This is a genomic window from Ureibacillus sp. FSL K6-8385 (assembly GCF_038593155.1).
Lineage (GTDB): Bacteria > Bacillota > Bacilli > Bacillales_A > Planococcaceae > Ureibacillus > Ureibacillus terrenus.
Genome location: NZ_CP151968.1, coordinates 1,428,020 through 1,446,380 on the forward strand (window position 1 = coordinate 1,428,020; position 18,361 = coordinate 1,446,380).

22 protein-coding genes and 1 CRISPR repeat array (1 of these 23 only partly in view) are annotated in these 18,361 nt (G+C 38.8%); of the genes, 6 read left to right on the plus strand and 16 right to left on the minus strand.

Features of this window, described 5'->3' with window-relative positions; translation table 11 throughout:
* Positions 1-65 precede the first annotated feature (65 nt).
* Both tatC and tatA read left to right on the plus strand, forming a co-directional pair.
* Complete coding sequence (tatC, locus tag NST62_RS06945; RefSeq protein ID WP_141602568.1) at positions 66-824, plus strand: twin-arginine translocase subunit TatC; 759 nt, start codon at positions 66-68, stop codon at positions 822-824.
* An 18-nt stretch (positions 825-842) separates the two neighbouring features.
* Positions 843-1,058: a twin-arginine translocase TatA/TatE family subunit gene (gene tatA, locus NST62_RS06950; RefSeq protein WP_141602569.1), complete on the plus strand. Its 216-nt coding sequence runs from the start codon at positions 843-845 to the stop codon at positions 1,056-1,058.
* A gap of 344 nt (positions 1,059-1,402) precedes the next feature.
* On the opposite strand, the gene NST62_RS06955 is transcribed toward tatA, so the two are convergent.
* Entirely contained in the window at positions 1,403-2,248 is an 846-nt protein-coding gene (locus tag NST62_RS06955; RefSeq protein ID WP_328216113.1) for an SDR family oxidoreductase, read from the minus strand.
* A 436-nt stretch (positions 2,249-2,684) separates the two neighbouring features.
* Here NST62_RS06955 and NST62_RS06960 point away from each other — a divergent pair, with 436 nt between their 5' ends.
* Positions 2,685-3,290 (plus strand): PepSY domain-containing protein, encoded by a 606-nt coding sequence (locus tag NST62_RS06960; protein WP_328216112.1) that lies wholly within the window; start codon positions 2,685-2,687, stop codon positions 3,288-3,290.
* 108 nt (positions 3,291-3,398) lie between these two features.
* Here NST62_RS06960 and NST62_RS06965 read toward each other — a convergent pair whose 3' ends face one another.
* Entirely contained in the window at positions 3,399-3,695 is a 297-nt protein-coding gene (locus NST62_RS06965) for a hypothetical protein (RefSeq protein WP_141602572.1), read from the minus strand.
* Positions 3,696-3,972: 277 nt separating this feature from the next.
* Here NST62_RS06965 and NST62_RS06970 point away from each other — a divergent pair, with 277 nt between their 5' ends.
* Positions 3,973-4,722, plus strand: a complete 750-nt coding sequence (locus NST62_RS06970; RefSeq protein ID WP_342463260.1) for a hypothetical protein — start codon at positions 3,973-3,975, stop codon at positions 4,720-4,722.
* A gap of 160 nt (positions 4,723-4,882) precedes the next feature.
* Here the strand turns inward: NST62_RS06970 and NST62_RS06975 are convergent, their stop codons facing one another.
* From NST62_RS06975 to NST62_RS07005, 7 genes are all read right to left on the minus strand, one after another.
* Complete coding sequence (locus tag NST62_RS06975) at positions 4,883-5,032, minus strand: hypothetical protein (RefSeq protein WP_181733255.1); 150 nt, start codon at positions 5,030-5,032, stop codon at positions 4,883-4,885.
* 227 nt (positions 5,033-5,259) lie between these two features.
* The gene (locus tag NST62_RS06980; protein ID WP_342463261.1) at positions 5,260-6,375 is read right to left on the minus strand and encodes an IS4 family transposase; all 1,116 of its coding nucleotides are present in this window, start codon (positions 6,373-6,375) and stop codon (positions 5,260-5,262) included.
* A gap of 425 nt (positions 6,376-6,800) precedes the next feature.
* Positions 6,801-7,577 (minus strand): sulfite exporter TauE/SafE family protein, encoded by a 777-nt coding sequence (locus NST62_RS06985; protein WP_181733311.1) that lies wholly within the window; start codon positions 7,575-7,577, stop codon positions 6,801-6,803.
* Between the two features lie 68 nt (positions 7,578-7,645).
* Positions 7,646-7,873, minus strand: a complete 228-nt coding sequence (locus tag NST62_RS06990; protein ID WP_016839193.1) for a sulfurtransferase TusA family protein — start codon at positions 7,871-7,873, stop codon at positions 7,646-7,648.
* 67 nt (positions 7,874-7,940) lie between these two features.
* The gene (locus tag NST62_RS06995) at positions 7,941-9,068 is read right to left on the minus strand and encodes an MBL fold metallo-hydrolase (protein ID WP_342463262.1); all 1,128 of its coding nucleotides are present in this window, start codon (positions 9,066-9,068) and stop codon (positions 7,941-7,943) included.
* Between the two features lie 84 nt (positions 9,069-9,152).
* Positions 9,153-9,548 carry a DsrE/DsrF/DrsH-like family protein gene (locus tag NST62_RS07000; RefSeq protein WP_016839191.1) on the minus strand — a complete coding sequence of 132 codons (396 nt, stop codon included), beginning with the start codon at positions 9,546-9,548 and terminating at the stop codon, positions 9,153-9,155.
* A 19-nt stretch (positions 9,549-9,567) separates the two neighbouring features.
* Complete coding sequence (locus NST62_RS07005) at positions 9,568-10,128, minus strand: sulfurtransferase TusA family protein (protein WP_141603362.1); 561 nt, start codon at positions 10,126-10,128, stop codon at positions 9,568-9,570.
* A gap of 1,154 nt (positions 10,129-11,282) precedes the next feature.
* On the opposite strand from NST62_RS07005, the gene NST62_RS07010 reads away from it, so the two are divergent.
* Entirely contained in the window at positions 11,283-11,753 is a 471-nt protein-coding gene (locus NST62_RS07010) for a transposase family protein (RefSeq protein ID WP_081162459.1), read from the plus strand.
* 37 nt (positions 11,754-11,790) lie between these two features.
* Entirely contained in the window at positions 11,791-12,843 is a 1,053-nt protein-coding gene (locus tag NST62_RS07015) for a transposase (RefSeq protein ID WP_328216632.1), read from the plus strand.
* On the opposite strand, the gene NST62_RS07020 is transcribed toward NST62_RS07015, so the two are convergent.
* From NST62_RS07020 to NST62_RS07050, 7 genes are all read right to left on the minus strand, one after another.
* A complete protein-coding gene (locus NST62_RS07020) occupies positions 12,776-13,987 on the minus strand; it encodes an SNF2-related protein (RefSeq protein WP_342463263.1) in 1,212 nt (403 codons plus the stop codon). The genes NST62_RS07015 and NST62_RS07020 overlap by 68 nt on opposite strands.
* Positions 13,974-14,222, minus strand: coding sequence for a hypothetical protein (locus NST62_RS07025; protein ID WP_342463264.1), 249 nt, complete (start codon positions 14,220-14,222; stop codon positions 13,974-13,976). Before NST62_RS07025 ends, NST62_RS07020 begins: the two co-directional genes overlap by 14 nt.
* Before the next feature lie 247 nt (positions 14,223-14,469).
* On the minus strand, positions 14,470-14,589 hold the full coding sequence (locus NST62_RS07030) for a hypothetical protein (protein ID WP_331854370.1): 120 nt from the start codon (positions 14,587-14,589) through the stop codon (positions 14,470-14,472).
* A gap of 173 nt (positions 14,590-14,762) precedes the next feature.
* On the minus strand, positions 14,763-15,755 hold the full coding sequence (locus NST62_RS07035; RefSeq protein WP_342463265.1) for a WYL domain-containing protein: 993 nt from the start codon (positions 15,753-15,755) through the stop codon (positions 14,763-14,765).
* Positions 15,756-16,148: 393 nt separating this feature from the next.
* Positions 16,149-16,673: a hypothetical protein gene (locus tag NST62_RS07040; protein ID WP_328220189.1), complete on the minus strand. Its 525-nt coding sequence runs from the start codon at positions 16,671-16,673 to the stop codon at positions 16,149-16,151.
* Between the two features lie 45 nt (positions 16,674-16,718).
* Positions 16,719-17,333, minus strand: coding sequence for a hypothetical protein (locus NST62_RS07045; RefSeq protein ID WP_141601282.1), 615 nt, complete (start codon positions 17,331-17,333; stop codon positions 16,719-16,721).
* Positions 17,334-17,706: 373 nt separating this feature from the next.
* Positions 17,707-17,868 carry a hypothetical protein gene (locus NST62_RS07050; RefSeq protein WP_181733161.1) on the minus strand — a complete coding sequence of 54 codons (162 nt, stop codon included), beginning with the start codon at positions 17,866-17,868 and terminating at the stop codon, positions 17,707-17,709.
* 350 nt (positions 17,869-18,218) lie between these two features.
* Positions 18,219-18,361: direct repeats of the CRISPR family, unit length 23 nt (it continues 466 nt past the right edge of the window).

Consider the following 18,361-nt stretch of genomic DNA (forward strand, 5'->3'; position numbering starts at 1 on the left):
TTAATGTAGTAAATTCTGAATTTCCATATTTGGTTCCTTGTTTGCAAAGCGGGTGATAGCAAAGAATGGAAAACAAAGAACAAAGCGTGATTGAACATTTGGAGGAATTAAGGAAGAGGTTAATCATCGTTGCCGGGGCTTTTGCCGTTTCCCTTGCGGCAGGATGCTGGTTTGCTCCGAAGCTGCTCCTGCTATTAAAAAAACGGCCATCCGCGGCCGGAGTGGAATGGAACTTATTCGGATATACGGATGGCATCATGATTTACCTGAAATGTGCCTTTCTATTGGCGCTCTTGATTTCACTGCCGATTGCCCTGCATCAAATCTGGCTGTTTGTAAAACCCGGCCTTACCGAAAGAGAAGCAAAATATACCATGATCTTCATCCCGGTTTCGTTTTTATTGTTTCTCGTCGGCATCGGTTTCAGTTACTTTATCTTGTTCCCAATGATGCTTGAATTTTTATCGAAGATTAATCAATCCATCGGGGCGACGGAAACTTATGGAATCAATCAGTATTTTTCTTTATTGTTTAATTTAACCATTCCGGTGGGAGCCGTTTTCGAATTGCCGGTCGTCATTTTGTTTTTAACGAATGCAGGGATTGTGACCCCTGAAAAATTGAAGCACATGAGAAAAGTTGCTTATTTTATCTTGGTGGTGACGGGAGTCTCCATCTCTCCTCCCGATTTCATTTCGGATTTTTTGATTATCATTCCTTTATTGCTTCTGTTTGAAATCAGCATCTGGATTTCTAGTTGGTCCATGAAGAGAAAACATGCAAAAAACTTGAAAGGACACATGATACATCAAAACGATTCATAATGTTGGAGGGATTTAACAATGATGAATATCGGTGTTCCAGGATTAATCATTATTTTGGTCATCGCCTTGATCATCTTCGGCCCAAAAAAACTGCCGCAGCTTGGAAGAGCTGTCGGGGAAACATTGAGGGAATTCAAATCCTCGACAAACGCCATTGTCGAGGATGTGGCGGAAGAATTTAAGCTGGAAGAGGGGAAAGAGGAAAGAAAAAAGAATACAACCGCTGTAAACTAAAATTATCATTCTGCGTTGTTATGAAATTGAATAATCTTTCCTAGTTATATTTAATTAATGACGGCCCCATCCATTTCTCATGAATTTTACGAATGCGGAATGGATGGGCCGTGTTTTTTGGCTATCAAACATCACTTATCTTTTTTATTCTGCTTGAAGACGTTTTCCCGATGCCATTTTAAATATATTCGATTTCCATCATTTATTTCGATTCTCATCTGATTATTTATGTTCAAAAACATTCTTGTTTCTTAAGATATATTAATTTAATAAAAGGTTGAGTTTGCTATTAATAAAACCTCGAAATTTTGGCATTTCGTGGTTTTGATTCCTATATGGATGGATTATATTGAACGAATAAACTCATCAAACGGCGCAGGCTTTCTTCCCAACACCTTTTCCAAATCATCGCTTGGCACATCCAGCAATCCGTTGCGGATATCCTTTTGGACGATGACGGAGAATTGCGCCGCTTCTTTCGGCAAGCCCAATTCCACCAATGTGTTCACAAATTCCTCATCGGAAACCGGATTGGTTTTCACTTCCCGGCCAAGGGCTCTTTCTGCAATCTGCGCCAATTGCTCATAAGTGATTGGTTCGCCGCCAAGCTCATAAATGGATTGTTTTGGAGCGACTCCGGCCAAAATCCGCGCAGCCGCTTCCGCATAATCTTCCTTCAACGCGTAGCAAACCCTGCCATCACCGGCGGAATAAGTGAGCGGAGCGCCATTTTTCACGGCTTTCAACATGAACACTTCATTTTCGAGGTACCAATTGTTGCGGGCAAATCCGTAATCCATGCCGGATTCCATGATGAGTTGTTCCGTAAACTTGTGGTCGGGCGCTACCACAAGCGTGCTGTTTTGCGCATTTGGAGCGCTCGTATACACCACATACTCAACCCCGGCTTCTTTTAAGGCTTCCACCACGTTTTGATGCTGCTGTTTTCGTGTCGCCAAATCGTTGGACGATACAAAAAGGACGCGATTGATTCCTTGGAAGGCTTCGACCAATGACGGCTTGTCCAAAAAGTCCGCAATCCGCACTTCCAACCCTTGATCCCTGAAAGCTTTGGCTTTTTCCTCCGACCGCACCGTTACCACAATATCAGAAACCGGAACGAAATTTTTTAAATGTTTTACGGCTCTCCCCGCCAAATCGCCTGTTGCACTGGTTACCAGATACTTCATCGATTTTCCCCCGCTTCTTTCCTTTTTTTATCATTATAAAACAGAAAGGCAATCATCTCCAAAAAGAAATCCGGTATTATCAGGAAACCATGCCGGGATGAAAACACGCATGAGCAAAAACCCGATTTGCGTAAGAAAAACAGCCTCAATTGACGGCTTTCGTTCCGCTTGCTTGTCCCATCCCCTCTTATCTGATCCGTTTCCCTGATATTTCATATTATTTTCAGAAACCAATGTTATCTTGATAATCAAAGAGAAAAGGTATCGGTTTGAACCTTTGAAACACTGACATGTAGCGGTTAAAGTTACATCTCAGTAACGGAATCCGAACCCGGGGAGGATAGGTAAAAAACTTTATTTTGACAAGGTTCTAATGATGATGGTTGTAAAAGGTTTTCTAGTTGAAAAAATATAAAAAATTAAGGAGCGGATGTTTATGTTTAAAAAAATCGCGGTATTAGGATGCACATTGCTTTTATTGGCCGCATGCAACTCAAATCAGGAAGGAATTGGAAACGGAGCGAATAATACCAATATTCCCAACAATAATTACCAAACAAATCCAATTCAAAATCCAACGCAAGGAAGTATATCCGTCGACTTTGATGTCGTAAATCCAAAAGTAACATTCTCAGAGGCATTGAAGATTTTTAATGATATTTATCCAAATGCCAACATTGAATCCGTTGATTTGGAAACCGGCTATGGAAGATTGTATTACGATATCGAAGGTTTTGATCAATCGAAAGAGTATGAACTCAAAATCGATGCCATGACGAAAGAAATTGACAAAAAAGAATTTGAAAGAACCAAAGGAACAGATGAAATATTGGATTTGTCAAACGTTATGGATCCAAGCGAAGCCATCGCGATCGCTTCGCAAGTCCGGGATGTGCAAGGACTTTCTCCAATCGGCTGGTCCCTTGACGCAGAATATGGAATGCAAATTTATAAAGTAGAATTTAGAACAAAAGCCGCAGAAATCGATGTGAAAATCGACGCAAAAACCGGAGAAATTTTGAAAGTGGATGTGGATGATTAAGGACAAAACTGAAAACGGATCTCCTTTACACAAAGCGCCAGGCCCTCCCCGGGATATCTGGCGCTTACTTTTTTAATTGAGGAAGGGGGGAATCAACACTAAATTTCTCTAAACACGCGCAACAATTGTCATCATTAATTTTCGTTTGTTTGATTTTAAACCGGTTCCCTTCAAAAAATTCTTTTCTAATTGGCTATTTGCAATATCAGTGAAATAATCAGCTTTAATCAGTTCTTCCAGAAATTCATTACTTATTTCTTCTGTTTTAGGTATTTCATTTACAATATTTTGAACGGCTGCATTGTTGGAATAACAGCTGAAAAGACCGGTCCTTCTTATTGATTGAGCTTCGGATAATCGCTCAATCGTGATCCACGCATCTAGTATATCTTTGTATTGATTCATCTCTACATCTATTTTTTGTATTAGTGTTATTGATTGTGTACGATGCGGTTTAAGATTAAAGGGTAGTTTAATTCTTCTTTTTATGCAAAACTATGTATAACTACGATAATACAAAAACAACAAAATATGGAATATCTAAGATATTTCCAAAACCCGTTTAACCGAAAAGATTGTCGGAACTTACACATTATACAAATTGTTATTTTTTTTTCGGCATCTTTCTGTTCGATTCATCAAACTAAATACTCATTTTTTCATAAAAAGGATGGTTGAGTTTATGCAAATAATGGAAGAAATCGTTTTCACAACCAATTACGAAATTCTCGATGCGGATTGCAAAAAAGGGGATGTGATTGCGCTATTGAAAGGAAAAGGGGAAAATCTTGTCCATCTCAATTGCGAAACCATCCTGCGCCTGCCAACCGGACATTCCATGATCCGATGGACGGAAAACCATTTTTGCCTTTTGCGGGGTCCAATACTTTCCTTCTATACGCCAACCGGAGAATTAATGGATGAAATGGAAGCAGGCCCTTGCATTTCGGATTTATTCCCTTTTAAAAATGGGGTTATCTGTACCTACAGCGACCAGGGGGTTTTCGGCGAAGGGATGGGCAAACATATATTAAACTATGCGGAACCGGGGAAAGGCGTCACTTCACTGGAAGATTTCGCTTTACGCCATCATCTTTTGTACGATGCCCTATTTGCTCGGTTCAAGCCTTATGCCTGCATCGATCCGTCAAAGGATGAGTTGATTTTCTTCAATCACCAATTGAAAATGGAAAAATCGTTCAAGATTCCTTTTCATACGGGAAATGTCCTTGCCTTTGCTTTAACGTATCAAAGCGGTGTCTTTCTGGAAGAAGAGCGGATGCGGATATGGAAATTCCAAACCGATCAAGTGAAGGAATATGATTTTCAATGGAATAATCATACAAGAGCCATTTACCACCGGCACGATTACTTATTTATGGACATTGCGGACCACCATATACGGGTATTTACACCGGCTGCGGAGGATTAATTGGCATTCCCCCGCAATCAAACAACAGACGCCAAAATCTCCCGCAAGATTTTGTTTGACGTCTCCGAATAGCCATTTGTGATAAAAATCCGACGTCAGGGAAAGGCTTTTGTAATATCGTTCCATAAATTCCTGGAATTTTATAAAATCAACCGGTTTCTTATGATTTGGGAAATCCATTGTTTTGGAAATAAAGACGAATCATCTGGTTCATTGCGTTTTTTTCGTTTTCTTCCAGTTTTTCAATAATGGCATAATACGTTGAATCTTCGCTGATGGGCAAGTTGGCATCACGGCAAAATTGGATCATTTCTTTTGCGCCCCTTATATCTTTCCTGAATACTATGATGACTGTTTAGGCGGGTAGTTTTCCATATTGGAAACGGAACCACTAGTGTTGCATAAATATTGTCGTAATTTTCAGTTTTATTATTTTTCCTGTTTAGAGCCAAAAAGGTAAATACCCAATTAAAGGTGACTCCATCTATTTGGAAATTTATTGACAATTAGACCTGTGCGACGACGACAATTTACTTATTAAGGGATGGCTTTTCCTTCAATTTTTCGAAGCCAGATATGTGCTGGTTTCCACAATGCAGCCCTTAAATAACGGCTAATTTGTAAGGTTTTTCGCGTACTATTTGTTTCGATTTGTGCCAGAACATGTAGGCAAAAAACAATAAGTGCGATAAATACTTGATGTTGAATCGCCCATTCACTTTGACCATAGAATTTTTTGATGCTGAGATGTTGTTTGATCCATTTAAAAAACAGTTCAATAGCCCATCGTGATTGGTACATCTCGGAAATTTCTTCGGCGCTTAAATCAAAACGATTTGTGATTAAATGGCGTTCATTTCCTTTTGAATCCATCACTGTTAGAAGGCGAAAGTCATTTTCAGCACGGTTTTGAGTGGTGCCAATCAATACCATTTGATCCGACAAAACACTCGTATCTTCGGGTAGTTTAAAATCATAAACTTCCCGTATAACAGCGTTTTTCCGTAGTCTGGAAAGAAAGAAGTAGCCGTCATCCGTCATCCGATCAAAGCGCTCATAGTCTAGATAGCCACGGTCAAACACATACATGCATTCCTTGTCATCCACCATGATGTCAAGCTGTCCACGGTCATGTTCTCTTGCCGTTGTCATCAAAGCTTTTTCAGGATAGGTTATCCCCTTTTCCATAAACACAAGGCGCAAATGCAGCTTTACACCAGCCTTTGTTTTGCGAAACTTCGCCCATTTATGATTGGTCAAATTAAGTGGCAATGTGCTTGAATCAATGATTTTTAAAGGCATGACCCGTTTTGTGTATTGTGTTTTGGCATGAATTTTTGCGACTAAATCAAGAAAAAGCTTTTGAAATAGATCTGGGTTTATACCATTTAATCGCCGTGACAACTGTGAAATACTAATAGAATGAAGGTCGATCCCTTTTTGAAGTTGGTCATCAAAAAGGCAATCGCTTAGCACATGGAGACTTTCGATTTCTTCCAATTGCGCAAAAAGCAGTAATTTTAGAAATGACTCTGTCGTTAATTTTTTCATATAGTAATCTAATTTCATCGTTTTCACCTGTTCTTCAAATAATTGAAGATTTATTGGCGAAAACCATTGTCCAAATGAAGTTTTTCGTGTAATCTTGTCCATGAGTTGGGTCCTTTTTAGTGGATTTGGACGGGTTACCACCTGACTTATCCATTATAAAGGACTTTTTCTTTTCACAAAATAAAATAAGTGAAGATTGTGAGTCTTTTTAATATTAAAATTAAATTAATGCAACACTAGTGAAAATTAGATTATCTCTCAAAAATCTTCTATTAATAAGTTCTTAAACATACAAAAAGACCGTCAAAGTGACGATCTTATAGTATTATTTAGAACGGACGCTAGATAACACCAATCATCACGAAGCGTATGGATAAAGGAAAAAATTGGTGCTGGTTTATCGCCAACACCCATTTTCTTCTTTCTATTTATTTATTATTAAAATCTAGCTCATAATACCTTTGGGAAGTCTAATATTTTTTTGATTGATTTAATAAGATTTTTCCCTTTGTCCATGTAACTTGCTTTTATAGTATATCCATCCATACTTTAATAGCTGTACCGATAATGAGAATTGCTAGAATCCACTTCAAAATAGAAGTGTTCATTTTTTTACCAACCTTCACTCCTAAAGGAGAAGCAATGATACTTGCGACAATCATAATAATGGCTGGCAAGTAATCTACTTGCCCTGTTGATAGTTTCCCTACTGCACTTCCTATCGATGAAATAAACGTAACAGCTAAACTTGTTGCAATGGTCATGCGAGTTGGTATTTTTAATACGACAAGCATTATCGGTACAAGGAGGAAACCACCTGCTGCTCCAACAATCCCTGAACCAATTCCCACTATGAGAGATAAAATCGTTGCAAGTAGTTTATTGAAAGTGACTTGTTCTAACGGGATATCATCAATTTGCTTCTTTGGAATAAACATCATAATTCCGGCGATTAACGCCAAGATTCCGTATACAATGTTAACACCTTGTTCCGAAAAATAGGATGAACCAAAACTTCCGATGATACTTCCTATTAAAATTCCACTTCCCATATAGAAAATAAGGGATTTATTTAAATAGTTACCTTTTCGATATGCCCAAACACCAGCAAGAGAAGCAAAGAATACTTGTACAGCACTTATCCCAGATACCTCATGAGCTGTAAATGCGGTAAAGCCTAATAAAGAAGGGATATACAAAAGCATTGGATATTTAATAATCGATCCACCAATTCCAACCATCCCTGAGATAAATGACCCAACAAATCCTATTGCAAATATGGTTAGAATCCAAGCAATGTCCATGTTGATACCTTCTTTCCAGAAGAGGTGACACCCTCTCCCGAATGTCACCTCTCCTTTTTATCGATTCGTTATCCCTTTTTAATAATGAATTTGATTACATCCGCTTCAATCGATTGATCTAATATTTCATGTCCACTCGATTTAGCCCAAGCAGGAAAGTCAGATAGTGCGCCTTTGTCTGTCACATGCACTTCTAACACTTGACCTGTCGCTAACGTATCCATTGCTTTTTTTGCCCGTACAATCGGGAGTGGACAAGATAATCCTTTTGCATCTAACACTTGATTGACTTCCATTTCAAACGCTCCTTTTTAATTCTCATTAAAAAGGGGGAGTTTATCATTCTCCCCACCTGTTTCATACTTAACGTACCGCACAACGGTTTGGACCGATTTCCATTTCCATTTGTTCTTCTTCGTCTGGTGTCAATTTCCCCATATTTACTTGACGAATTTCTTGGTATGCATTTGGTTGTGGTGGCAAGTTTTCTGTTACTGTCTTACGGAATTCTTCTTCACTTTCAATATTTAAACCATGGTTTTCCGCAAATAGATCCCCTAAACGTTTTGCAACTGTTCCATCTTCATTCAACTCATCAATAATCATGAAGTGTGCAGGCAATACAATTAAATCTTCCGCTAACTCACGATAACGGCGATAAAGCGTTTCGCGAAGATCGCCTACCCAATCCTCAGCACGTCCTGCTAAGTCAGGTCGACCGATGGAATCAATGAATAAAATATCTCCTGTTAATAAATACTTGTTATCTACGATGAAGGAAGTTGAACCAATTGTATGACCTGGTGAATACAGAGCGCCTACTTCAATTTTGGAATTCCCAACCTTCACTGTTAAACCATCTTCCAATGGATTATATTCATAAACCACCTCATCTGCATCTTTTGGTGGTAAATAATATTTCGCCCCTGTTTCCTTTGCAATATGGCGTCCTCCGGAGATGTGGTCCGCATGTAAGTGTGTATCAAATACGTGGGTAATTTCCACATTTTTTTCTTTCGCAAAGTTGATGAACACATCTTTAAAACGAACTGCGTCAATAATGGCAGCTTCACCATCAGAAATGACCATATAAGATAAGCAGCCTTTCCCTAGACGAACAAATTGATACAGTTCACCTCCATTAGTCAAATCACCTACTTTAATTGGCTCGAGGTAAGAGCTCCAAGCTTTCATACCACCCTCAAGGTAGTACACATCGTATCCTGCATCTGAAAGCATTTCCGCAACCATGACAGAAGAGCCCTCTTTCGCACAAACAACTAAAATATCTTGATCGGACGGTAATTTTGGAAGAATTTTTTCCACACCATCTAATAATTCAAAGTAAGGCACATTTAAATATTCAAATCGGTGTCCTTCAATTTTCCAATCTTCAAAATCATCTCTGTTTCGTACATCTAAAATAAATAATGGTTGATTTTCGATTACTTTACGAGCTACTTGTGCTGATGTCATTTTTTGAACTGCCATTCCACTTACCCCCTGCAGGTATATTTTTGTGATATGAAGTGGAAGAGTAATCCCTTCCACTAAAGAATGGAATAAAACAAATGATTAAAACGTTAATGTTGGTGCAGCATCTTTTGCAAACTCAAGGAATGTAACTGCGCCACCTACATCAATTCCATCAATAAAGTCTTCTTTCGTTAAATTCATAACATCCATTGTCATTTGACAAGCGATTAATTTTACTCCCATCTCTTTTGCCATTTCTACTAATTCCGGAATACTCGGAACATTTGCTTTCGCAAATCCTTCTGCATAATGTTCTTTTCCTTCTGGAAGTGGCAATTGTTTCATCGCTTCTTTATGAATCAAGTTCAGACCCTCAAATGTAAAGAAGATTGCTACTTCTTTCTCTGTAGCAGCTGCTGCCGTTGCGATATTAAATACCTTATATGCATCAAATAATCCACCATTACTTGCAATAATTGCAACTTTATTAGACATTTTTCAAACCCCTCCGAATTTATAATTTTTTTATTAAATCGCCTTTCCAAGCACTCATTCCTGGTAAGACGTTATAAACTTTTGTAAAACCTTTTTCTACTAATTTTTGAGCAGCTAAATCACTGCGTGTACCTGTTCGACAAATGACATAGATTTCCTTGTCTTTGTCTAATTCATCTAAACGGTCTTCTAATTCCCCCATTGGAATGGATATGGAGCCTTCAATATGACCAAAAGCGTATTCCACTTCTTCTCGAACATCTAGAAGAATTCCGCCATTTTTCACTCGACTCAGAACTTCATCATTCGAGATTGTATGTTCAAATTTCTTTTCAACAACTTGCTCATTACATTTACGAATGTAATGAAACAGCACGCCATTTTCTTCAAACATACCGATATATTGATGTCCAACGCTGTCACACCATGCTTTTAAGTCGGCAATCGAACCTTTATCGGTCGCTTTCACTTCTAATACTTGGCCTTCCTCGATTCCTTCCATTGCCTTTTTCGTCTTCACAATCGGCATTGGACATGAAAGCCCCGTACAATCTAACTGTACATGTGCTTTTATCGACATCTTAAAACCTCCAAATACCTAATAGGGTATTTTATTTTAGAAAAATTTTTTTGTTGAATATAAAATCAAAAATTTGCCGTCATGGAATCTTTTTCTTCATGTATGAATAAATATTTTATTACAGAAATTGTTTTTTCTTCTAATGTTGAATAGAACTCCAACACAAATTAGAGCAAAACTTGAATTGACAGCAATACATTATCTTAAGATAGATGATTTGAAACCTCCTTTTCCCTTTCTTTGTTACTCCAACGATATCATATACCCATTAGGGTATAATGTCAACACTTAAATATTATTTTTACTGTTTTTAAAAGATTAACTAAAATTTCCAATACTTTTGTACAATTCCGTAAAGGAAATGTAGCCCTTAAAAGAAGGGAATTCTCTATTCAAGTCGTAAAATTGTTGATGGTAATTAATTTTTGTAGTGTTTGGCAATTAAGGTTATGCATAAATTTTTGCATATTTGACGCTTTACATGGTGGTGGGCATGATAGGCTACTTTGCCTTGCAAAGTCCAAATATAATTATGGCTTGCCCCCTTTGCAAGAAATCATGCCCGCAAAGGCTCCATGTCAAGCGATTATAGATGTGAATAATTATTCAAGGTATCGAATAAATTTAATTGCCATTTCATGCATTTTTAATCGCCCAAAACAGTAAAATTGGAAAAATATCAAACTTTATTGAAAAATCATATATTTTTTAATTTCCTTTATTTATCATTCCACTTAAGGGTGATACGATTGAAATGGCTAAAAATATTACTTGCTTTAATTGTAATTGGAATTTCATCATACGGCTTAGTCACGAATGATTATTCATATAACTTCTTGTCTATTTTCTTCCTCGGGGTATTTTTCTTAATATTGGGGTTTGAAAACTTGAAGAATAAAAAAAGTCAAGGGGTTAGCATTTTTTCTATCATTGTGTCGATATTTTTGTTTTTCGTAACATGTATTTCATTCTTTTAAATTGTAAACGCTAAATCCTTTTTTATATTGACAAAAACACAATAATTTCTACGCCTTTTCTTTCACATAGCTGTCTTAATTGTGTATGGCAAAATAAAAGTGGTTCTTACGCTAATTTGGGGAAGTGACTTTCTATTAACTACACTGATATAATAAAAAGAAAAGGAGTGTATGACGATGGCTCATCTTTCCTGGTCTCCTCTCAGTCCAACTATCGAACTGCTGGATATATCTGATGTCGGTAATAGTTTGCGTTTAACGGTAAAAAGCATCCGTGAGTCTTCTCCCTGTCCTGCCTGTCATCATATTTCCTCCCGCCCGCATAGTCGGTATACACGTGTGATTCAAGATCTTCCTATCGCCGATCAGCCTGTTTCTCTTCTGCTTATTTCTCGAAAATGGTTTTGTGATTCTCCTGTTTGTCCCGTTAAAGTATTTACAGAGCGTTATGATTGGCTGGCACCGCATGGCCGCCGTACCCTTCGGGCAGAACACATCTTGCGGCAAATTGCTTTTTCTACCAGCTGTCTCTCTGCACAAAAGGTGGCGCAATCCGTCCATCTTCCTGTCAGCCATGATACATTGTTAACCATCATTCGGAAAACCTCTATTCCTGTAGAGGTGTCTCCCTTTCCTCGGAGTCGATGATTTCGCTTTTCGAAAAGGACATACGTATGGAACCATCATTTGCAATTTAGACAATCATCATCCTGTTGCGCTTTTGCCTGATCGGCTGCCACAAACACTAACCGAATGGCTGAAATCATATTCTCATGTACAAGTGATGAGCAGGGATGGGTTTACAGGATTTCGTCAGGGGATTACGAATGCCAACCCTTCCATCCTTCATGTATATGATCGATGGCATTTTACCGGGAATGCGAAGAAGAGACTGGATCTTCTTCTTTTATCGATCGTTCCCTCTGTAATGACATGGAGTGAACCTAACCCCTCTGTTCGTGAAATCGAAATGACAAAGGCAGAAAAAAGGAAAAAGCAGCGTCAGGAACAAAAATGGGCACTCATTCAAGAAATCCAAACCGCTCATTCATCAGGAAAAAGCATTTCCAGGCTCGCAAGGGAATATGAGCTGGATTGGAAAACGGTGAAAAAATATCTCCAGATGACCACCCCGCCACTGGTTCATCGGCGAAAAAGAAAAATACCGATTTCCCCTTTTTTGGACCGTGTCATTGAGTTAGAATCCCAAGGTCAAACCATCTCCTCCATCGATTCCCTTCTTCGCAAAGAAGGATATGCCGGCACGTTTTCGGCAGTGCGAACCGCCGTAGAAACGATTCGACGGAATCGGAAGAGGAATGATCCATCGACATTGGAACATCGTATCACAAGAAAACAGCTGGCTTATTGGATATGGTCGCCGTATCATCGACTTTCAGAAAAAGAGAAAATGGATCTGGAACAATGCCTAAAAACGTATCCAGCTGCTCGTCCCGTCTATGAAGTAGTGCAAGAATATCGGGAAGCTGTGGATCAAAGAGATTATGACCGTTTTCTTGTTTGGCTGCGTGGTCAGCTTTCGGATTCAAAACAGCCATTTTATTCTTATGCGAAGCGCTTGCGCAGCGATTTGCAGGCAGTAAAACACGCTTTTCTTCTCCCATACAGCAATGGGGTACTAGAAGGTCAAATCAATCGGTTAAAAACCATTAAACGAATGATGTATGGCCGTGCTGGATTAGACTTGTTAGAAAAAAGGGTTCTCTATAGACTTTAATTATTATTTTAATAAAACAATAAAAATCTCCAACAGGGATGATAGGAAGGCATTCACCAAATATACGTAAGAGCCTCGTTTGGCTGATGCTTTTAATGTTTGCCATTTCCGCTAACGCTTTGTCATTTCCTTCTGTAATAAAAGCTATTTGGTTTTTTAAATCGTCGAGCTTATTGTTAACCGGAGTAGCAGAAAGCATCAACACTTTCGTTTTTACCCCCGCTTTAATAATATCGTTCATTAGTCTTGAATATCTTGTGACGCGGTCGTTGCGCGGATCGTTGTTACGAAAGTTATGTGATTCGTCGATGACGACCAAATCGTAGTTTCCCCAATTTACATGTTCTAAGTTAATGTCTCCGCTATAGCCACGATTCCGTGATAAATCGGTATGGTTCAGCAAATCATAGGAAAAACGGTCTTCGGCTAAGATATTTCGTTTATCGTTTAAACGGTAAATCGCCCAGTTTTCTCTCAATTTTTTCGGTGCTAGTACAAGAACACGATGATTGCGCAATTCATAATATTTAATGACCGCTAACGCTTCAAACGTTTTTCCTAAACCGACACTATCGGCAATAATGCAGCCGCCGTACGTTTCGATTTTGTTGATGGCACCAATCACACCATCGCGCTGAAAATCATAAAGTTTATTCCAAATCACCGTATTTTCAAACCCTGTTCTCGTTTGTAACGCCTCGTAATCTTTCGTATCTTGTAAAAAATCTTTGAAAAGATTGTAGAGTGTAATAAAGTAAATAAACTCCGGTGAATTTTCTTTATATAACACTTCTAAACGCCGTAATATTTGTTCTTTCACATCTTGTAATGCATATTCGTTGTGCCAAATCGCCTCGAAATTGCGAAGGAGTTGTGTATTTGCTTCAATATCATCAACAATATTGTTAATGTATATATTGGATGAGTTGCTGTAGCCTAATCCCGGACTTGAGTATGGTGCTCCACCGACAAGGCCGATTTGCGTTCCGTCTTTGTTTTCGACATGATATAGTCCGCCTTGAATTCGCTGATTAGTGACTGACTTGATTTGTGCTTTTTGTTTCAACCATTTTGCAAATTCTTTAGCGATATAGGCTTGGTTTAACTCTACTTTATATTTTCGTTCTTCTTCAACCCCATACAACAAAGCTTCTTTTTTCCATTTGTTCCTTTAATAAATTGCCGCCTTGTACAAAAGCAGGCTCTGTGAAAATAAAGCGAAACTCCTCTAACTGAGAAAGCTCTTTCTTTAATTCGACAAAAGCATATAAAGTAAAATGTGCAGCAGCAACGGATAACTTACTGCCCTTTGTAATATATTCTTTTAAGACATCCCCCACTAAACCACTTTGTTTATTATCAATAATTCCTCTCGACATCTTTCGATCTGAACTCCTTTATGAAATTGTCCAACAATTCAACATGTTGGGACATAATAAATTTCTTTTATATCAATATAGTCATATTATACTAAAACAAAAACCGAAAAATCTGGGGAATTATGTCGATAAAATAGTAAAATCTCCTGTAAGATAAACAGAATCTCTCGACCTCTGTTTTTAGATAGTAACTAATGTCCCCTTAATCAATCCATCTTTCTATATTTGTCGGTATCGACAACAAAATTCACAAGACTGCTCCTTTAGGTAATTGTTCAATTAGCTTTTCTGTAGGAGAAGCAGGAGGAATGTCATCTCCATCATCTTCCATACAAGTTCGCATAAGTATCAATGCTTCCTCTACCATCTCTACCGCTTCAAGTAATGTGTCTCCATAAGTAAAGCAGCCTCAAGTGTATGGAAAATTAACGATATAACAGTTATCTTCTTTACTATTTTCAATGATAGAATAAAATTCATATACAGCCATTAAAACACATCCATTGTTGTTCGTGAAATACTTTCTATTTAATTTGAGGATCAATCTCTCTCCCCAAGATATTGTTTATATAACCTCTCCGCTTCCTCCTCCATCTCTTTCACCAGCCGCTTTGGATGCACCACTTTCGCATCGGCGCCCCACGAAAGTAGCCAGCGTACCAGTCCTTTGCTGATAATGGCTCTTGTGATTAATCTGAAATGCTCGTCATCCACCCTTTTGATGTCGGCATGGAGGCCAAAGCGGTCAATCACGGCGGGCGCCAAATTATTTTTAAAAATCACTTCAATGGATGACTCTTCCCCGCCAAACATGAAAAACAGCAGATTGCGATACTTGTTGATATCAAAGCCCGGCTGCACGGCAAATTTCTGTTCCAGCATGCGGATATCCCTGATCCGGTCAATCCGGTAATGATGGATGTCCTCCTCCATCACGTTATAGCCAATTAAATAATACATCTCTTCATTCCAAATGATTCCATAAGGATGGATGAGGTAGGTTTTGGGGTTGGGGCTTCCGGATCGCACAAATTCTTTTTCCACCGAATATCGGCCATATTGGAACTGAATGGCCCTCCTTTCCGCAATGGCCTGGTGGATGGTTTGAACCGTCTTCGCAAATTGCGGGCTGTCGATTTTCGCAAACGTATGGACCAGCTGGTTCTCCAATAATATCGCTTCATTTTCGGACACGAACGTTTTCAATTTTCCGATGATCCGCTGCGTTTCCTGTTCTGAAATGAAACGGGCCGAAGAAATCGCATCCATCAAATAGCGCAGCTCATGGATTTCAAAAAACCGGTCCTCGATCCAATAATGAATGAATTGGTTCCTTCCGCTTTGGGCCGTTTCCACCTTGATGAACGATTCCTCCGAAGTCAAAAACTTCAAATCATTCCGGACCGCCTTCAATCCGCCCTCGATTTGTTGCATCTCCAAATATTGCATAATATCTTCGATGGATTTCGGATGTTGTTTGGATGAATATTTCCATAGATATTCAATAATCGCCAAAATCCGTTTATACTTCATTCAATCACCGCATTTCTATCAATGATAAAACCCTTTTATGTTCGAAAAAAATAATGATAACTTCTTCTTATTTTCTATTATCGTCCTTTTATAATGAAACTTCCATATTCTACAAATATAAAATATCGTTATTTCCCATGATCCCTTATTGAGTACGTACAAACATTGGAAATGAGAAAGTGCCAAAATCCGGATATTTCCGGTTTCGGCACAAAGATCATTTATGAAAAAATCGAAACTATAGGTATTGTCGAAGTTTGGCGTTGTGTTCGGAAAATTTTCTTTTGTTTTGGATGAGAAAACCTAAACAATTGTTTCATGCTTCTTTAAGGATGTACAAAGATTGTTTGATCTTTTTTCATCCAAAAGCCGATCAATTAGATCGGCCGATTATTAAAACGTCACTTTTACAGGATGATCTTCCTGGTAGTCCATCTGATCCCAAGAGAAAATATGCAATGTCATTTCGAAGTTTTCTTTCAGCTCCGGGAATTCATATCCTTCGAATTCTTGGATGGTTAATTTCGCGGTGGCCGATTTGCCCGGCGCCACCTCTTGGCTCATTGTCAACAATGCTTCATCCACCATGCGGCCGTCCGCGGAAACGCTGCGCGCCTGCACTTCAATGGAATCCTGGCGCTTGTTTTGAACATCGAAAATCACTTCGATCGATCTGCCCCAAATCGGATCTTCTTTCTTTACAATTTTGACAAGGGTCGCTTTCACGTTTTCATTATCGACGATCACTTGATTGATCTCGTTTGCCCGTTCCTCTTCTTCATCCGTTCCGGTGTCTTCAGAGGTTTGTTCCGTGTTTTCCACTTTGCCGTTCACATTTTCTTCCGTCGTTTCACCACATGCGGCTAGTAAAAGGAATAACAGCAACAAAGCAATTGGAAAATAGATTTTTTTCATCATAAGTACCCCCCGGATTTTTATTTCAAGACCATCCGAAATACGGTTCTATTCCGTATCCAGATTCTCCAAATCTTTCGGAAAATTCGCTTCGCTGATGATTTCTTGAGTCGCTTCATCTTTCACCACAATGTTGACATTATAGTCTTCCGGATCGGCGCCGTTAAAAAGCTGATATAAGGCGCCCGATACCCCTAATCCGAAAACGGCGAACGCATCAAAACTGTTTTCAAACGCGTTTTTGTCCACCAAGACGGTAAATTTCGTGAATTTCTTGTTATATTGGACATCTTTAATGGATGCAAAATCTTCGCCATTTTTCAAATCCTCGATGGTCTCAAGCATGTTGTTTTCCATCTCGGCCATCATTTCTTTGTGCTCCGCTTTCGACATTTTGTAAGTCACGGAGCCGTTCTCGTTTTTCGTCACTTCGATGCCTTTCTCTTTTGCTTCCGCGATGGCCGCATCAATGTCTTCTCCTTCAAAGAAGCTGGCCGGCAATGTCACTTCCACATTCAATAACCCTTTATCGACATTGATCCCTTCGCTCTCCGATGCTTTTTCTTGTTGCTGGTCACCGTTTGCCTTGCTCTCCTCATTGGAATTGCAAGCCGTAAGAAGGGCGATGAATATTAACAATACTGCAAATGTAAATTTCTTCATGTTGTACCTCCGCTTTTCGTTTTTTATCTTGCTTTATTGGACCGGATTCACTTGGAAGCAGGATGGATTGTCTTCACCTCCCGGCATTTTTTCAGGAATGGATGGTTGGATTGCTTTTGCCCCTTGCAAACGCAAGGGCGATGCATTGGGCCTGCTTCGTTGAAAGAAGTGGAATAATCGATCCTTGCTATCATCAAGAACGATTTTATGATAACCGAATCCGCCATTTCTGAAATGCCGTTTTGGGCACTTCGGAGGGATTTTTTCGTGATGGGGGAAATTTTTCTTCACTTCTTTGGTGAGGGCTTGTCGTTTTTCCTTTATGGCCCGATTTATTAAGGCGATCGACCGGATTCAACTCCTTGATGACTGTTTAAATAATGTGAGGTTTTACAACGGGGTTGAAGGAAATTTTCAAATCCGTTGCTTGAATCACACATACAGGTATAAGAGGGCCACGACTTGTTGAGGGTGAAGTTGAATCGGAATCAAAATTTAATTTGACAGGTACAATATTTAGTTTTTCAATTGTCAAAGTAACACCTCCTCTGTCATCGATAACTCTATGTTACAGGGAGATGTGATTGATTTGTATGCGTCGTTTGATTTCGGGCTTACGATTTCACTTCTCTCGGGCTCCGGACGCAATAAAAAAAGAGTATCTGAGCTTTCCTCAAATTCTCTTTTTTCATTTAGGGCAGAATCTCTTTATAGAATATTTTCATTCAAAATCGAATAATTTTACTTGACAAGGAGCCTCTGTGGGCAGGATTTCTTGCAAAGGGGGCAAGCCGTATATACCCTCCATGTAAAGCGGCAAATATGTTTATTCTTAATTGCCAAACACTAAAAAAAACAATTCTCAGAACATATGGAATGACTAGAATTTACAATCCACATAGTTAATAGAAAACCCAATCTCTCGGTATAAACATTCCTTTCGCAATCCCATATACATTCCACATAGTTAATAGAAAACATGAAAAATATTGACGTTCTTAAAACGTTCATCCAATTTACATTCCACA

What these genes read in the sequence shown, in the direction of transcription:
- tatC (WP_141602568.1), top strand. Translation starts at nt 66, where the DNA reads ATGGAAAACAAAGAACAAAGCGTGATTGAACATTTGGAGGAATTAAGG.
- tatA (WP_141602569.1), top strand. Translation starts at nt 843, where the DNA reads ATGATGAATATCGGTGTTCCAGGATTAATCATTATTTTGGTCATCGCC.
- NST62_RS06955 (WP_328216113.1), bottom strand. Translation starts at nt 2,248, where the DNA reads ATGAAGTATCTGGTAACCAGTGCAACAGGCGATTTGGCGGGGAGAGCC.
- NST62_RS06960 (WP_328216112.1), top strand. Translation starts at nt 2,685, where the DNA reads ATGTTTAAAAAAATCGCGGTATTAGGATGCACATTGCTTTTATTGGCC.
- NST62_RS06965 (WP_141602572.1), bottom strand. Translation starts at nt 3,695, where the DNA reads ATGAATCAATACAAAGATATACTAGATGCGTGGATCACGATTGAGCGA.
- NST62_RS06970 (WP_342463260.1), top strand. Translation starts at nt 3,973, where the DNA reads ATGCAAATAATGGAAGAAATCGTTTTCACAACCAATTACGAAATTCTC.
- NST62_RS06975 (WP_181733255.1), bottom strand. Translation starts at nt 5,032, where the DNA reads ATGATCCAATTTTGCCGTGATGCCAACTTGCCCATCAGCGAAGATTCA.
- NST62_RS06980 (WP_342463261.1), bottom strand. Translation starts at nt 6,375, where the DNA reads ATGGACAAGATTACACGAAAAACTTCATTTGGACAATGGTTTTCGCCA.
- NST62_RS06985 (WP_181733311.1), bottom strand. Translation starts at nt 7,577, where the DNA reads ATGGACATTGCTTGGATTCTAACCATATTTGCAATAGGATTTGTTGGG.
- NST62_RS06990 (WP_016839193.1), bottom strand. Translation starts at nt 7,873, where the DNA reads ATGGAAGTCAATCAAGTGTTAGATGCAAAAGGATTATCTTGTCCACTC.
- NST62_RS06995 (WP_342463262.1), bottom strand. Translation starts at nt 9,068, where the DNA reads ATGGCAGTTCAAAAAATGACATCAGCACAAGTAGCTCGTAAAGTAATC.
- NST62_RS07000 (WP_016839191.1), bottom strand. Translation starts at nt 9,548, where the DNA reads ATGTCTAATAAAGTTGCAATTATTGCAAGTAATGGTGGATTATTTGAT.
- NST62_RS07005 (WP_141603362.1), bottom strand. Translation starts at nt 10,128, where the DNA reads ATGTCGATAAAAGCACATGTACAGTTAGATTGTACGGGGCTTTCATGT.
- NST62_RS07010 (WP_081162459.1), top strand. Translation starts at nt 11,283, where the DNA reads ATGGCTCATCTTTCCTGGTCTCCTCTCAGTCCAACTATCGAACTGCTG.
- NST62_RS07025 (WP_342463264.1), bottom strand. Translation starts at nt 14,222, where the DNA reads ATGTCGAGAGGAATTATTGATAATAAACAAAGTGGTTTAGTGGGGGAT.
- NST62_RS07030 (WP_331854370.1), bottom strand. Translation starts at nt 14,589, where the DNA reads ATGGTAGAGGAAGCATTGATACTTATGCGAACTTGTATGGAAGATGAT.
- NST62_RS07035 (WP_342463265.1), bottom strand. Translation starts at nt 15,755, where the DNA reads ATGAAGTATAAACGGATTTTGGCGATTATTGAATATCTATGGAAATAT.
- NST62_RS07040 (WP_328220189.1), bottom strand. Translation starts at nt 16,673, where the DNA reads ATGATGAAAAAAATCTATTTTCCAATTGCTTTGTTGCTGTTATTCCTT.
- NST62_RS07045 (WP_141601282.1), bottom strand. Translation starts at nt 17,333, where the DNA reads ATGAAGAAATTTACATTTGCAGTATTGTTAATATTCATCGCCCTTCTT.